Here is a 15164-nt window from a genome sequence, read left to right on the forward strand (position 1 = left end):
GTGCAGATTGTAACATTCCATTCATAGGCTTCCAGCAGTAATTTAACCTTTTGATGAGTTAAAGTTACAAGATAATAGCGATTTCAATCATCAATAATGTCCTCAGTCGGTGTTGATTCTACTCGTCTTTCCCTTCAGCTTAAGTGGATAATTCTTAGTTTTGTACTAAGCTTAAGAAGGTTTAAGTCAAGGTCGTGCTAATCATAAAATTAATGCCAGCTTATGATTCTTATTGGTAATGAGTGGCCACCTTGATATGGATTTGATTAATTGCAAGGATTGCATATGCCTAAGATACCCTCGGTTATATTTTCACTGATGATTGCACTGTATAGTTTAACAACGCACAGTGCTGTTTTATCTAAACCTCCCATCCAGTTAGCAACACAATATCAACCAGATATTACCGTCGCTGAGTATTTAGTCAGTGAAAAACTTGATGGTGTGAGAGGTTATTGGGATGGTCGTCAAATGCTGACTCGTAGTGGCCGAAAAGTGGCGTTACCAGCATCATTTACCTTGGGCTTTCCTGAAGTGGCTATTGATGGCGAACTCTGGTTAGGGCGTAATCAGTTTGAGCATATTTCAGCATTAGTTAGGCGTCTGGATACATCCGCTGAAGATTGGCAACAAGTAAAGTTTATGATGTTCGACTTACCAGATCATCCTGGCACTTTTGTTGAACGCTATTTAGCGATGCAAAAATGGGCTGAGCAAACTGATCCCACTCATTTACAGGTTATTAAGCAGGACACAGTAGCGACAACAGAGGCACTGTTCGATCGACTCGATAGTGTTGTGAATGCCGGTGGGGAAGGATTAATGTTACATTTTAAACAAGCTCATTATGCCGTGGGGCGCAGCGAGTATATTGTTAAACTTAAACCTAAATACGATGCTGAAGCCGTGGTTATTGGTCATACCCAAGGAAAAGGTAAATATCGAGGTCAATTAGGCGCGTTAATTGTAAAAACGCCGGCTGGAATTGTGTTCAATATTGGCAGTGGTTTTAGTGATAAACAGCGAGAAAATCCGCCGTTAATTGGTTCAGTCATTACTTATCAGTATTTAGGCTTAACTCAAAAAGGCACTCCAAGGTTTGCTAGTTTTTTGCGCGAACGGCCATCACAATAGTCAGCTCCTTTACATTAACTCTAGTGTCACTGTGCCTGCACATTACGCTTGAGTTAACATGAGTAAAGTCGGGCTGGTGGATACACAATGACAAATCAGATCGTTAATTCTGTGCTGTATGCAATCTGGATATAATGGCGATGATAAATGATGGATGATAAATATCTTTTGAACGTTCACTCTGTGCTATTCGTCTGTATGGGTAACATTTGCCGTTCGCCAACAGCAGAGGCTATCTTTCGGCAACTAGCTAAGCAGTATTCACTTCAGCTTGAAATCGATTCTGCCGGCACTATCGCCTATCACCAAGGTCATTCTCCTGATCGTCGCAGCATGATTGCAGGCCATAAACGTGGACTTGATTTTACCGATATCAAGGCTCGACAGGTCATTGATGCTGATTTTGAGCACTTTGATTTAATTTTAGCGGCAGATGTTTCTAATTTAGCTGAGTTAACTGAGCGATGTCCTGTGCATTTACGGTATAAGTTACGGTTGATGTTAAGCTTTGGAGATTCTGCGGTTAAAGAAGTGCCTGATCCATATTATGGTGGGGAAAAAGGGTTTGAGAGGGTTATTGACTTGCTTGAGGCTAGTTTAACGGCATTAGCAGTATCACTAGCTTCACATTGAAATGTATCACTATGACAAGAGGTTTTTGAATGACTAGGCCGTATATGTATTAACAACCTAGTCGTGGATCGGGCTTAATCGTTATAACGTTTGCCAGATCGTTTTAGTTTCTCTTGTTCTATCTTTTGTTGTTTGATCAGTTCTTTTTCAGCCAGCTTACGCGCGACTTCAACTTTTTCGACTTCAGCCATTGCCGGTGTTTCAAGGCTTAATAAGCCAATTTTACCTGAGCGGTACTCATGCAGTAATAGTTCAGAGACCTTATGGTAATCAACACGCCCACCAGGACGGAGTGCTCCGCGAGAACGGCTAATGGCTTCGAGTAATTCAATATCACTGTCAGGCAGCGATTTAAGCTTATAACGCTCGCAAATTTCGTCGGGGTAGGCTTTAAGGAAATAAGCTGCAGCAAACATGGCCACATCTTCGTATTCCATTGCTGTGTCTTTAATTGCACCAGTGACCGCTAGGCGATAACTGCTGGCTTCGTTATCGACTTTAGGCCATAAGATCCCTGGCGTGTCTGACAAAACGATACCGTTACGTAAGTTGATCCGCTGCTGATTTTTAGTTACCGCGGGTTCATTACCTGTTTTAGCAATAGTGCGGCCCGCTAGGGTGTTAATAATTGTTGATTTACCGACGTTAGGAATGCCCATTATCATGGTACGAATATCTTTTTCCATGGTGTCACGGTGCGGCACTAGTTTGCGACAAAGATCAGGAATACTTCTTACCATTCCCGGTTGTAGGGTGGTGATTGCCGATGCCTGTACACCTTGCTCACGCTCTAGGTATTCAATCCACTGAGCCGTAATTTCTGGATCCGCTAAATCAGATTTATTGAGCAGTTTAATACAAGGTTTATCACCGCGAAGTTGTGACACCATTGGGTTTTCACTGCTGTATGGAATACGTGCATCGAGCACTTCAATAACGAGATCCACTTGAGGCATCGCCTCCTCGATCTCTTTACGTGCTTTGTGCATGTGTCCTGGATACCACTGAATTGCCATGATGTTGCCTTATAAATCGGAGAGTAAATAACAATAAATACAAAAGTGATATTCTACCTCGTAAGTGGATTAAATGCATAAAAAAAGCGCCTTAAGGCGCTTAGTATCGTTGTTAAATACACTATGAGTGCTTAAATCACGCCTAATTCGCGTAATCTTTCCATCAAATAGCTATCAGCCGTATAACGCTCAGATAACACCACTTGTGGATTTGGGTGTAAAAACAGCGGTAACGAGATACGAGACTTGGTTTTGTCTGTGCCTTGAGGATTGATGACTCTGTGAGATGTTGATGGGAAATAGCCGCCTGAGGCCTCTTGTAACATGTCGCCGATATTAATAATAATGCTACCAAAATCACTTGGCACATCAATCCATTCACCTTCTTTAGTCAGCACTTGTAAGCCAGGCTCATTCGCTGCTGGTAACAAGGTAATTAAGTTAATGTCTTCATGCGCAGCAGCACGGATTGCGCCCATTTCCTCATCTCCTTTCATTGGAGGATAATGAAGAATGCGTAACAAGGTTTTTTGGCTTTGCGCAATCATGTCGGGTAACGGAATACTATATTTAGCCGCAACGTCTGCAGGAGTGTACTGTTCAATCCAGCTCAGTAATTCAGACGCTAGCGCATTAGCGTGTTCGTAGTAAGCAAGGATATTCGCCTTTAACGACTCTGGAATGCGTCCCCAAGGGTATACGTGATAATATTCTTTGATATCTTTTACGTTATTGCCTTTAGCCGTTTCAGAAATTGATGCGGGAAAGAAGCCATCATGTGTTTCAGCTTTAAACAAAAAATCATTTTTTTGTTCTGACTGAAAGAAGCCATACCACTCATTGTATATATCTTCAACAAGCTGCTTTTGAATTGGGTGGTTAGTAAGTACACCAAAGCCGGTTTCGCGCAGTGATTCAACAAAATGTTGGGCACTATTAGGTGCTTGGTAATCAATTGTATTTAGTTTCATTATGTATTTCTTATTAGTGTGTTGACCCACCGTAATGGTAACCTTAGTCACACTCTGCCGCAATTATTTGCGTGATATCACTCCATTTTGATTTGAGCTGAAATGATTGATGACACGTATTCATTATTACTAGACTGTGGCAAACAAACTCAACGAGATCTGACCATGAATAATTTAACTGAATTTGAACAGTATGTGATCGAGCAAAAAGGCACCGAGCGTCCTTTTAGTGGCGAATTTGTTGATCATGATGCACAGGGTGTGTATTTATGTAAAAAATGCCATGCACCACTTTATAAGAGTGAGTATAAATTTAATGCTCATTGTGGCTGGCCAGCATTTGATGATGAAATTAAGGGGGCAGTAAAGCATACACTCGATGCTGATGGTCACAGAACCGAAATTACCTGCGCACAATGCGGTGGTCATCTAGGCCATGTGTTTGAAGGAGAACATTTAACCGATAACAATATCCGTCATTGTGTCAATTCGGTATCAATGATTTTTAAAGGCATTGATGAGCTTTCAGTATCAAATTTAGCTACGCCTTCTTTCGAAAAAGCGACTTTTGGTGCTGGCTGTTTTTGGTGTGTTGAAGCTATCTTCGCTCAGCTTAATGGCGTGCAAAGTGTTAAGTCTGGTTATTGTGGCGGTGATGCTAAAGATGCCAATTATGATGCGGTATGTTCGGGTAAAACAGGCCATGCAGAAGTCGTTCATATTGAATTTGATCCCACGGTTATTCAATATGACACACTCCTTAGTGTATTATTTGAAAGCCACGATCCGACCACACTTAATCAGCAGGGAAATGATAAAGGGCCACAGTATCGTTCAGCTATTTTTGCGCATAACAGTGATCAAATTGATACCGCTAACCGATTTATTAACGCCTTAACTGAACAACAAGTGTGGTCTAGACCGATAGTCACTGAAATAAGTGCATTTGATACATTCTACCCGGCTGAAAGTTATCATGATGAATATTTCACTAAACACGGGCAACAACCTTATTGTCAGCTAGTGGTTAAGCCAAAATTTGATAAAGTGATGAGTAAGTTTGCTGATAAACGTAAACGTTAAATCAGTATTTTTTGCAGGTACAAAGACTCACGATAGAAAAAGGGACTGAATATTCAGTCCCTTTTTATTGATTAGCGTATTAATCGTTTAATCCAATTTATCATCGGCTACTTTATAGTGCGGATCTTCAATAAGGTTAACTTCAACTAAATCACGTGCTTTATGCAGTAGTGCTTTACAATCTTGGCTTAAGTGACGTAAGTGCAACCGCTTTCCTGCCGTAACATAACGTTCAGCTAAGGTATCAATCGCTTCTAATGCGGAATGATCTGCCACGCGTGAATTTTTAAAATCAATAATCACATCTTGGTTATCATTTTCAGCATCAAACAGTTCAAGAAAGTTTGCCACTGAACCAAAGAACAAGGGGCCATTTAAGCGATATATTTTCCAGCCGTTATCATCTTCAGTTATGTCAACATTAATGTGCTTTGCGTGTTCCCATGCAAACACTAAGGCAGATACAATTACACCGACAAACACTGCAAAGGCCAGATCGGTAAAAACAGTGACAGTGGTGACTAATATAATCACAAATGCATCATGCTTAGGCACTTTGTTCATGAATTTGAAGCTGGCCCATTCAAAAGTGCCTATGACCACAATAAACATCACACCAACTAATGCTGCCAGTGGAATAATTTCGATAAACGCGGAACCAAACAGAATAAATGCCAGTAATGCTAATGCTGCCGTGATGCCAGATAAACGACCTCTACCGCCAGAGTTAATGTTAATCATTGACTGGCCGATCATCGCGCAACCACCCATAGCACCAAAGAAACCACTGGTAATGTTGCCCACACCTTGGCCGACACATTCTTTGTTACTTTGACCACGAGTATTGGTCATTTCGTCAATCACTGTTAGCGTTAATAATGACTCAATTAATCCTACCGCGGCTAAAATACAGGCATAAGGTAATATGATGTAAAAAGTGTCAAAGCTAAATGGCACGCTAGGGATGGCAAATGAAGGCAAGTTACCTGCAATAGTTGCAGCGTCATTGCCACTCATTGTTTTTAGAAAATCCAATACATTACTGGTTTCTAAATTGAAACCCACAGTAATCGCCGTTACCGTTAAAATAGCCACTAAGGATGAAGGCACTGCTGTGGTTAACTTGGGTAAGAAATGGATAATAGCCATGGTTAAAACCACTAAAGCTAGCATGATCATTAAGGGTTCTTGTGCCATCCAAATCATGTTGCCCGCGGCGTCTTTGACTTTAAATTGACCGAGCTGGGCTAAGAAAATTACAATCGCTAACCCGTTTACAAAACCAATCATCACTGGGTAAGGTACGATACGGATAAATTTCCCGAGTTTGAATACTCCCGCTAAAATTTGAATCAGTCCTGCTAACACCACTGCGGCAAATAAGTATTGCACTCCATGTTCAATTACCAGCGATACCATGACCACAGCCATAGCACCCGTGGCACCAGAAATCATGCCAGGCCGACCACCAATTAATGCGGTGATTAGTCCCATAATAAAGGCGGCATAAAGCCCGACCATAGGTTCAACATGAGCGACAAATGCAAAAGCAACGGCTTCAGGTATTAGGGCCAGCGCAACAGTTAATCCTGATAAAATATCGGCTTTGCTACTGCTTGTTTTATGGCGAATAAGATCGAACATTTAACCTCTGTTTTCATTGGTAAGTTAATAAAAAGTGATCAGTATATTAACAAAAAATACTCGTTGGCTGAACTGTGACATCCCTAATGTGATGTTTTAATTCGCTGAGGTATTTTTTATTAATCTTTTCAATAAAAAAGCCATGCTTAGCATGGCTTAATAAATGATGGGGCTAGTGAACCCCTAATTAATGCTACTTTGCCGGGCGTGCCATATCAGCTGATGCACTGTTGTTTATTGCGACTTTTGGCGCACTAGTTTCAGTTGCTTGGGCTTCATAAGTACGTCCTTGAGGCACCGCTTTCTGTTCACGAACATCCACTGTAGGTTTAGTCATGTCAGATGACACCATAGAACCGAAGCGACTTGCTTTTACAGGTGCTTTTGCTGCTGTAGTGGTGTCAGTAGAAACAACAGTCTCTACTGCAGGCGCAACGTCTTTAGCTGCAGGTTTAGCTTGACGAACGATTGCCGCAGGCTTGGCCATTGGTGCCGATGCATTAGATGTAACGGCTTTATCTTGTTTGCTTTCTGCGGTTGTTTCCATCGCCTCTAACGATGCTGCCTCAGCGACTAACGCTTGTTTAGCTGGAGCATCAATAGGGGTTTTAGCGATTTCAACTGCTGAAGTTTCAACTGCTGTAGTTTCAACTGTCGCTGCAGTTTCGATTACGTCAGCTGTGTTGACTACCGGAGGCGTTTCAGCTGCTTGCTCTTTTGCTGCAGGAGTGTCTGCGACAACGTTAGCAGGCTCAACATCAACCTTAGTCTCTTCTGTATCAGTCACTTCAGTCTTTTTAACATCAGCCTTGACGACTTCTGCCGCTGGAGTAACTGTTGCTGCATCAGTGGCAGTCACAGGCGTTTTAACCTGAGTTTTGGTTTTAGCTTGTTCAGCGTCTAACTGCTTCTCTAGCTCATCATTAGGTGTGAAAACGGCTTGTTGTGTCGACCCCGTTTCATCATCACGACGACGGCGTTGACCAGCAGCACGTAGGTGGCGAGGGCTACGACGACTACGACGTTGACCTTCACGACTTTCAGCTTCACTTTCTGATGCCGTGTCATCGGTATTCGCGCTTTGCTCATCAGTTTCTTTTGCAACATCAGAGTGGGTCGCAACCGTTTCATTAACAGTGTTGTCTTCAGCTGGAGCCGCTTCTGTTTTCACTTCGACGTCAGCTTTCACTTCAACAGCTGGAGTGTCTGTTTCAACTTGGGCAGTAGAGGTAACCTTGGTGATTTCTGTTGCTACATCAGCTGCTTCAACCGCCGTGCCTTCTGCTACTTCGGTCGTTTGCTCTGTTTTCTCTTTACGAGGCTGACGTCGGCTACGTGGTGCTCTAGTCTCTGATTTTTTATCATCAGATGCTTTCGGCTCAACATTGTTGGCTTCAGATGCGATCAGTTCTACTGATGATTCAGTTGATTTACTATCAATAACCTCGGTGGTTGATAATGCTTCATTCTGTTCACTTTCAATACGCACTTTACGACGCATGTTACGACGTTGGCGACGCTCTCTAGCGGCTTCTTGCTTTGGTGATTTCTCTACAGTGGCCTTAGGTTCTGCCACTTTAGCGTCAGCTACTTTGGTTTCGCTAACGGGTAATGCTTTGTCAACTTTGTCAGCTCTTGGTTTATTTTTAGCGTTGTCATCTTGAGCAGTATTTCGACTGTTTCGCTCATTACGCTTGTTCTGAGGACGACCTTCAGTGGTGTCTTTCGATTTGTCACTGTCATTGCGTTGACGACGGCTATCATTGCGCTTGTCATTGCGGTTACCACTATCGTTACGTGTCTCATTACGACGAGTGTTACGACGTGGGTTAGTCTGAGTGCTGTCTTTAGTCTGCGCTGTCGCTTTGGTATCTTTAACCTCAGTTTCACTAGCAGAGAATAGGGCGCTGATTGCTGAGATGACTCGTGAAAACAATCCTGTCTGAGTAGATGCTGTCGCAGGGGCAACATTTACAGGTGCGGTTTTGACGAGATCTTCTGCAGCTTTTTGTGGGGCTGCAAAGCCTTTTAATGCTGGTTCTGGTGATGCCGCACGCTCTAATTTACGAGGCTCATACAGTTTTGCTGCTGGCTGTTCTACGCGCTTATAGCTTGATTCACTGACTTCATCGTCACTCTTACGACGTACCACACGGTAATCTGGGGTTTGCATGTGTGCATCTGGAATGATGTACACTTCAACTTGATGACGCTCTTCAGTAATACGGATCGCTTTACGCTTTTCGTTTAATAAGAAAGCCGCCACATCAACTGGCACAATCGCTTCGATTTGTGTGGTGTTTTCTTTAATGGCTTCTTCTTCCATTAAACGTAAAATTGATAGTGCTAATGATTCAGTACTGCGAATAGTACCTTGGCCATGACAACGAGGGCATAAATGTGCTGCAGACTCTTCTAGTGATGGACGTAGGCGTTGACGCGACATTTCCATTAAACCGAAACGAGAAATACGGCCCAATTGAACACGTGCACGGTCATGGTGAACGGCATCACGCAAACGGTTTTCAACTTCACGCTGATGGCGAACAGGGGTCATATCGATAAAGTCGATAACCACTAAACCACCTAAATCGCGAAGACGTAATTGACGTGCAATTTCATCAGCTGCTTCAAGGTTTGTGTTCAGTGCAGTTTCTTCAATATCACCGCCTTTAGTGGCACGGGCAGAGTTGATATCAATAGACGTTAATGCTTCTGTGGGGTCAATAACAATTGATCCGCCTGATGGTAAACGCACTTCACGTTGGAATGCCGACTCGATTTGAGACTCGATCTGGAAGTGAGTAAATAGAGGCACTTCAGAGTCATATAGTTTGACGCGTTCGACAAAATCAGGACGAACTAAACCAATGTGCAGTTTAGCTTCTTCAAAAATACGTGGATGATCGATAAGGATTTCACCCACATCACGACGTAAATAGTCGCGAATAGCACGAACAATGACGTTGCTTTCTTGATGAATTAAGAAGGGGGCAGCCTTGCTTTGAGCGGCTTCTTGAATCGCATCCCAATGATGTTGTAGTACTTTCAAGTCCCACTTTAGTTCTGTTGACTCTTTGCCTACACCAGCCGTACGCACGATTAAGCCCATACCATTAGGTACTTCTAGCTCAGACATCGCTTCTTTAAGTTCGGTGCGCTCATCACCTTCGATACGACGAGAAATACCGCCAGCACGAGGGTTATTTGGCATTAAGACTAGGTAAGAACCAGCAAGACTAATAAAGGTAGTTAATGCAGCGCCCTTGTTGCCACGTTCTTCTTTATCGATTTGAACAATGACTTCTTGGCCTTCTTGCAGGACTTCTTTAATGTTTGGACGGCCTTGGAAGGAATATCCTTTAGGGAAATATTCACGACCAATTTCTTTTAGAGGTAAAAAACCGTGACGATCTGCACCGTAGTCAACAAATGCGGCTTCAAGTGACGGCTCTACGCGAGTGATTTTACCTTTATAGATATTTGATTTTTTCTGTTCATGACCAGGACTTTCGATGTCTAGATCATACAGTTCTTGCCCATCAACTAGGGCTACGCGCAACTCTTCTGATTGAGTTGCATTAATTAACATACGTTTCATGATGACGTGATTCTTCTAAATGAGGTCATCAAACAACACGATCTTTCTGCATTACGGGCCTGAATTAATCGGTATAACCTCACGGCTAGATCCAGGCAATTAGGTGCTCATTACTGTAAAACGCAGTCACTGCGTGTCGCATCCTATTTATGGCTTATTTTCTAGTGTTTACAAAAACAAGGAATTCGTTGACTTACAACCAACCCCATAAATTATGGTATTTTAATCCGTTAATGCCCAAGTCGAATCGGTTTGTTTGATAACAAGCTAAAATGTTGTTCGAATTTGGGGCGATTTACCACAGTTAAATTAAAATCTTTATTGAATACTTACGGTTTAATTGTACAAACGGTTTCTTATCGTTTTTTAATAAATACAATTTGCAAATCAATGATTTGCTACCGGTTAGGTTCATTTTTATAACTGCTAGTTTTTCGCATTTGGTGAAAGTTGTGAACACTTTATCCACTGTTTACTCTCAACCTGTGGGCAAATATAGCAACAATCGCTATTTTCAGCAATCAAAAGCCCATATTCTTTCGCGTATTTATTTGAAGTCCAATGCGGCAATAGCCAAGCATTTACCAGATAAGGTACACTATTACGGTTACTACTATATGGCGCATCATGAATACTGAAACCACCCCCCAAGTTGAATACGTGACTATCGACGAAGATCATTTTGAACAACGCATCGATAATTTTTTGCTGACTAAATTAAAAGGCGTACCGAAAAGCATGATCTATCGGATTGTGCGCAAAGGCGAAGTGCGGGTAAACAAAAAACGCATCAAGCCAGAATATAAATTACAAATCGAAGACATTGTTAGGGTTCCGCCTGTTCGTGTTGCCGAAAAAGACAATCGTAAGGCGCCATCGCCTAATTTATCAAGAGTGTCTCAGCTTGAAGAACGTATCATCCATGAAGATAATCATTTAATTGTGTTAAACAAGCCTGCCGGTATTGCAGTACATGGCGGAAGTGGTGTGGATTATGGTGTGATTGAAGGCTTACGCTCATTGCGTCCACAGCAAAAATTTTTAGAGTTAGTACATCGTTTAGATAAAGATACGTCTGGTGTGTTGCTTGTGGCTAAAAAACGCAGTGCCTTGAAGCATCTGCATGAACAATTACGCAGTAAAACCATGCAAAAAGATTATTTAGCCTTGGTGCGTGGCGAATGGCAGGCAAGTGATAAAGTGGTTAAAGCACCACTGTTAAAAATCACTTTAAAGTCGGGCGAACGCATTGTGCGAGTCAATAAAGAGGGTAAAGAGTCTGAAACCCGCTATAAGATTATGCAGCGTTATCAAGGTTGTACTTTAGTTAAGGCAAGTCCTGTTACAGGACGAACCCATCAGATACGAGTGCATTGTCAGTATGCTGGTCATGCTATTGCTTGTGATGATAAATACAGTGAGCAGCAATTTGATGACAGTATGCGGGCCTTAGGTTTAGACCGTTTGTTTTTGCATGCCGCAGAACTTAAATTTACTCATCCTGAAAATGATCAAGTTATGCAGGTTAAAGCGCCTTTAGACCCAGTGCTACTGAGCACACTTGAGAAGTTGAAAAGAGTATAAAGGCACACAGCAAATAGAGTAGGGCATTATATTGAACAGTAAAGAGAAAGCTTTTGACCTGGTTATTTTTGATTGGGATGGCACGCTAATGGACACTGTGGGTAAAATCGTGTCTTGTATGCAAAATGTCGCTCAAGAATTAATGTTACCCATTCCATCCGAGCAGGAAGTGAGAGATGTCATTGGTTTATCTTTACCCCAAATTATGCCGATTTTATTTGCTGATCATCAAAACCATCAACAAATTATTGATTGTTATCGACGTCACCATCTTGCGAGTGAGCTACTTACGCCTTTATTCGATGGCGTCGAATTACTGATCCGTAATCTATTTGATGCGGGTTATCATTTAGCTATTGCTACAGGGAAAGGTCGACAAGGTCTTGATAATGTATTAGCTCTCACAGGGTTAGGCGATTATTTTCATGCGACCCGTTGCGCCGATGACGCACAAAGTAAGCCGCATCCTGAGATGTTGTATTCGTTATTGGCTCATTTTGATGTTACCGCAGACAGAGCCATTATGATTGGCGATTCAATTCACGACTTAGCCATGGCCAATAATGCTGGCATGGCAAGTATAGGTGTGAGTTATGGTGCCAATAATGAATCAAGACTCAATCTATTAAACCCGCGTGCTATTGTTGACCAGCCTTGTGCGATTCGTGACTATCTTTAATTTTTATGGACGATGTTATGATGATAGTCGCATTACAGCATTGAAGATAAGTGTGTCCGACGCTGTATCGTATTCGCTTCTGTGTGATACTCAGCTTACTTCTGTGTTATGTCTCTTGTTATGACCACATCAAGTACAAACACCATTATCTATCCCCATCTCCCCTTATTAAATTCGATATCAGTATTTGCTGGTTGAGCATTCTGGTGCTTGACTGAGCACATCTACACCGTGCTGAGCGAGTAAATCTATCAGTTTAATTAATGGTAGACCGATTAGGGTGTTAGGGTCATCACCTTCTAAACGCTCAAACAGAGCTATACCTAAGCCTTCACATTTGAAACTTCCGGCACAATATAATGGTTGTTCTGTATTGATGTAGTAGCGAATTTGCTCCACAGATAAATGTTTAAAATGAACCGTAAACGGTTCAACACAAGATAACATTTGTTGATTAGCACTATTGAATACTGCAAGGCCGGTATAAAAAGTAATAGCTTGACCTGATGCCGCGCTTAATTGCGCTATCGCATTGTCTACTGTGTGAGGTTTACCAATAATTTGATCGTTAATCAGTGCAACTTGATCCGAACCAATAATTAATTGCGGCACTGATTTGTTCTCTATTAGTTGGGCGCCTGCGAATGCTTTTTGTTCGGCTAAGCGTTTGACTAAAGATAATGCGGTTTCATCTTTTGCTGGCGATTCATCAATATTAGGGTTAACACAGTTAAACGGCAGCATTAATTTAGCTAATAATTGCTGACGAAAAGGTGAGGTTGATGCAAGTACAAGATTGAATTCCATTGGCTTTGTTTCAGTATTTGTTGGCTAATAACAGAATATTAGTCAGTTTACTGTATTCATCTATGCAAATGGAGCATTTTTCTCGAGTAATGCTTGTGTGATTGGTTTGGGTTCGGTAAAATTTGCCAACTTTCAAATTCAATGCCGGATTTAAAGAGTACCTAAAGTTCGTTATTAGGTGAGGTTACCGTATTTTTACGGAAATTTTCTTTGACTCCAGCGTTTTCAAACTATAATATGCGCGCCTTATGCAAACAGTAAAGATACCGGTTTCAATTGATCCTATACGCGCTGCCTCTAGCGGCCTTCGTTATGAAGGTATCATTTTAGGCAAGCAACTAAAGCGATTAAGCGAGTTATGTGCCGGCGACTGTTCCGACGTAGTTGTGTCGTTGGAATGTGGCGTCGATTTACAGGGGATAGTCTACCTTCGCGGGAAGGCTGTGACGGAGCTCACTCTGCTATGTCAACGTTGCATGACACAATTTACTACTGAGGTTACGGTCGACTTTTGTTTTAGTCCTTGTAAGACTGAGGCAGAAATCGATGAGCTCCCGGATGCGTATGACCCAATTGAGTGTAATGAGATTGGTGAAGTACGTCTGCATCAATTGATTGAAGATGAATTGATAGTCGCTATGCCTATCATCCCGATGCACGATGATAATAATTGTAAGTCTGGGTCGAAAGATATAGTTGTAGGCGAGATCGAACCCGCTCATGAGGAGCGTCCAAATCCGTTTGCAGTGTTAGAAAAACTGAAGAGCAAGTAATCGTAGGAGACAGGTCCAATGGCTGTACAACAGAATAAAAAATCACGTTCAAAGCGCGGAATGCGTCGTTCACATGATTCATTGAGCACTGCTCAATTGTCAGTAGACGCAACTAGTGGTGAATTACATCTACGTCACAACGTGACTGCTGATGGTTTTTACCGCGGTAAAAAGGTTATCAACAAGTAATTTGTTGCTAATTGAATGACAAATCTGACGCTTGCGTTAGATGCGATGGGGGGCGATCACGGCCCCCACGTGACAGTGCCTGCAGCTTTGCAGGCATTGAAATTTAATACATCCCTAAAAATTATTTTGGTTGGCAATCAAACCGAAATAGAAAAATATATCCCTCAAGCTGATCCAACAACTTTATCCCGCATTGAAATAATTCATACCACTGAAGCTGTCACTATGTGTGATAGGCCCATTCATGCTTTGCGTTCACGTAAAAATAGCTCAATGAAAATTGCTATTGAACTTGTGCGCGATGGAAAAGCAGCTGCCTGCGTTAGCGCGGGTAACACGGGGGCGTTGATGGCGATGGCTAAGGTATTATTAAAAACCTTACCAGGCATTGATAGACCAGCATTGGTATCTTGTTTACCAGCTATGACAGGCAAGCCTGTTTATCTGCTGGATTTAGGCGCCAATGTTTCTTGCGATTCCGAGACTTTATTTCAGTTTGCTATTATGGGGTCGGTATTGTGTGAAGCTGTTCATAAAAAGTCCCGGCCGAAAGTGGCATTATTGAACGTTGGTATTGAAGCGATTAAAGGGAATGACCAAGTCCAACAGGCTGGCCAAATTCTTCAACATACGGACCAAATTAATTATATTGGTTTTGTAGAAGGCGATGAAATTTATACCGGTAATGTTGATGTGATCGTTTGTGACGGATTTGTCGGCAACATCACCTTAAAAACCTCAGAGGGCATTGCCAAGCTATTAGTTCATCAATTAAAACGCGGCTTAAATGATGGTTTTTTTGTGCGTTTACTCTCCAAACTCATCGCTCCTCGCATACAAGCAGTACTCAGTAAGATGAACCCCGACCACTATAACGGTGCAAGTCTGATAGGATTGCGCGGAATAGTAGTAAAGAGTCATGGTAACGCGGATGAAGCTGCATTTTTACAAGCATTAAATTTAGCAGCAACAGAAGCAAAACGTCGTCTTCCTGAAATGATTAAAGATCGTTTGGAGTCGATTCTTTTAGACATCAATAGCTGATCTCAT

General features: G+C 42.0%; 14 protein-coding genes. 9 read left to right on the forward strand and 5 right to left on the reverse strand.

Annotated features, from left to right (window positions below; translation table 11 throughout):
- Nucleotides 1-285: 285 nt before the first annotated feature.
- Together H5114_RS03725 and H5114_RS03730 are read left to right on the forward strand one after the other, a co-directional pair.
- The gene (locus H5114_RS03725) at nt 286-1134 is read left to right on the forward strand and encodes a DNA ligase (protein WP_182722247.1); all 849 of its coding nucleotides are present in this window, start codon (nt 286-288) and stop codon (nt 1132-1134) included.
- Between the two features lie 147 nt (nt 1135-1281).
- Entirely contained in the window at nt 1282-1767 is a 486-nt protein-coding gene (locus tag H5114_RS03730) for a low molecular weight protein-tyrosine-phosphatase (RefSeq protein WP_182722248.1), read from the forward strand.
- Between the two features lie 74 nt (nt 1768-1841).
- On the opposite strand, the gene ylqF is transcribed toward H5114_RS03730, so the two are convergent.
- Complete coding sequence (gene ylqF / locus H5114_RS03735; protein WP_124015726.1) at nt 1842-2783, reverse strand: ribosome biogenesis GTPase YlqF; 942 nt, start codon at nt 2781-2783, stop codon at nt 1842-1844.
- Nucleotides 2784-2914: 131 nt separating this feature from the next.
- Nucleotides 2915-3754, reverse strand: coding sequence for an isopenicillin N synthase family oxygenase (locus H5114_RS03740; RefSeq protein ID WP_182722249.1), 840 nt, complete (start codon nt 3752-3754; stop codon nt 2915-2917).
- 165 nt (nt 3755-3919) lie between these two features.
- Between H5114_RS03740 and H5114_RS03745 the strand changes: the two genes are divergently transcribed.
- Nucleotides 3920-4837: a bifunctional methionine sulfoxide reductase B/A protein gene (locus H5114_RS03745; RefSeq protein WP_182722250.1), complete on the forward strand. Its 918-nt coding sequence runs from the start codon at nt 3920-3922 to the stop codon at nt 4835-4837.
- A gap of 87 nt (nt 4838-4924) precedes the next feature.
- Here H5114_RS03745 and H5114_RS03750 read toward each other — a convergent pair whose 3' ends face one another.
- Complete coding sequence (locus H5114_RS03750; RefSeq protein WP_182722251.1) at nt 4925-6481, reverse strand: SulP family inorganic anion transporter; 1557 nt, start codon at nt 6479-6481, stop codon at nt 4925-4927.
- A 193-nt stretch (nt 6482-6674) separates the two neighbouring features.
- Entirely contained in the window at nt 6675-10082 is a 3408-nt protein-coding gene (gene rne / locus H5114_RS03755; protein WP_182722252.1) for a ribonuclease E, read from the reverse strand.
- A gap of 452 nt (nt 10083-10534) precedes the next feature.
- Between rne and H5114_RS03760 the strand changes: the two genes are divergently transcribed.
- From H5114_RS03760 to H5114_RS03770, 3 genes are read left to right on the forward strand one after another with little or no spacing between them, the layout of a single operon-like run.
- Nucleotides 10535-10720 (forward strand): hypothetical protein, encoded by a 186-nt coding sequence (locus tag H5114_RS03760; protein ID WP_182696940.1) that lies wholly within the window; start codon nt 10535-10537, stop codon nt 10718-10720.
- Nucleotides 10710-11666: a 23S rRNA pseudouridine(955/2504/2580) synthase RluC gene (gene rluC / locus H5114_RS03765; RefSeq protein ID WP_182722253.1), complete on the forward strand. Its 957-nt coding sequence runs from the start codon at nt 10710-10712 to the stop codon at nt 11664-11666. The genes H5114_RS03760 and rluC overlap by 11 nt, the downstream gene beginning before the upstream one ends.
- Before the next feature lie 31 nt (nt 11667-11697).
- Entirely contained in the window at nt 11698-12345 is a 648-nt protein-coding gene (locus tag H5114_RS03770) for an HAD-IA family hydrolase (protein ID WP_220492430.1), read from the forward strand.
- A 180-nt stretch (nt 12346-12525) separates the two neighbouring features.
- Here the strand turns inward: H5114_RS03770 and H5114_RS03775 are convergent, their stop codons facing one another.
- Nucleotides 12526-13152 (reverse strand): nucleoside triphosphate pyrophosphatase, encoded by a 627-nt coding sequence (locus tag H5114_RS03775; protein ID WP_182722254.1) that lies wholly within the window; start codon nt 13150-13152, stop codon nt 12526-12528.
- A gap of 248 nt (nt 13153-13400) precedes the next feature.
- On the opposite strand from H5114_RS03775, the gene yceD reads away from it, so the two are divergent.
- The 3 genes from yceD to plsX are packed head-to-tail and all read left to right on the forward strand — an operon-like array spanning nt 13401 to nt 15158.
- A complete protein-coding gene (yceD, locus tag H5114_RS03780; protein WP_124015733.1) occupies nt 13401-13925 on the forward strand; it encodes a 23S rRNA accumulation protein YceD in 525 nt (174 codons plus the stop codon).
- Between the two features lie 18 nt (nt 13926-13943).
- A complete protein-coding gene (rpmF, locus tag H5114_RS03785) occupies nt 13944-14114 on the forward strand; it encodes a 50S ribosomal protein L32 (RefSeq protein ID WP_011636967.1) in 171 nt (56 codons plus the stop codon).
- 15 nt (nt 14115-14129) lie between these two features.
- A complete protein-coding gene (plsX, locus tag H5114_RS03790; RefSeq protein ID WP_182696938.1) occupies nt 14130-15158 on the forward strand; it encodes a phosphate acyltransferase PlsX in 1029 nt (342 codons plus the stop codon).
- Nucleotides 15159-15164: the final 6 nt, after the last annotated feature.

The organism is Shewanella sp. SR43-8 (genome assembly GCF_014163775.1).
GTDB lineage: Bacteria > Pseudomonadota > Gammaproteobacteria > Enterobacterales > Shewanellaceae > Shewanella > Shewanella vesiculosa.

Bases quoted from the DNA above. Each gene is read 5' to 3' on its own strand.
- H5114_RS03725 (WP_182722247.1), top strand. From the start codon at position 286: ATGCCTAAGATACCCTCGGTTATATTTTCACTGATGATTGCACTGTAT.
- H5114_RS03730 (WP_182722248.1), top strand. From the start codon at position 1,282: ATGATGGATGATAAATATCTTTTGAACGTTCACTCTGTGCTATTCGTC.
- ylqF (WP_124015726.1), bottom strand. From the start codon at position 2,783: ATGGCAATTCAGTGGTATCCAGGACACATGCACAAAGCACGTAAAGAG.
- H5114_RS03740 (WP_182722249.1), bottom strand. From the start codon at position 3,754: ATGAAACTAAATACAATTGATTACCAAGCACCTAATAGTGCCCAACAT.
- H5114_RS03745 (WP_182722250.1), top strand. From the start codon at position 3,920: ATGAATAATTTAACTGAATTTGAACAGTATGTGATCGAGCAAAAAGGC.
- H5114_RS03750 (WP_182722251.1), bottom strand. From the start codon at position 6,481: ATGTTCGATCTTATTCGCCATAAAACAAGCAGTAGCAAAGCCGATATT.
- rne (WP_182722252.1), bottom strand. From the start codon at position 10,082: ATGAAACGTATGTTAATTAATGCAACTCAATCAGAAGAGTTGCGCGTA.
- rluC (WP_182722253.1), top strand. From the start codon at position 10,710: ATGAATACTGAAACCACCCCCCAAGTTGAATACGTGACTATCGACGAA.
- H5114_RS03775 (WP_182722254.1), bottom strand. From the start codon at position 13,152: ATGGAATTCAATCTTGTACTTGCATCAACCTCACCTTTTCGTCAGCAA.
- yceD (WP_124015733.1), top strand. From the start codon at position 13,401: ATGCAAACAGTAAAGATACCGGTTTCAATTGATCCTATACGCGCTGCC.
- rpmF (WP_011636967.1), top strand. From the start codon at position 13,944: ATGGCTGTACAACAGAATAAAAAATCACGTTCAAAGCGCGGAATGCGT.
- plsX (WP_182696938.1), top strand. From the start codon at position 14,130: ATGACAAATCTGACGCTTGCGTTAGATGCGATGGGGGGCGATCACGGC.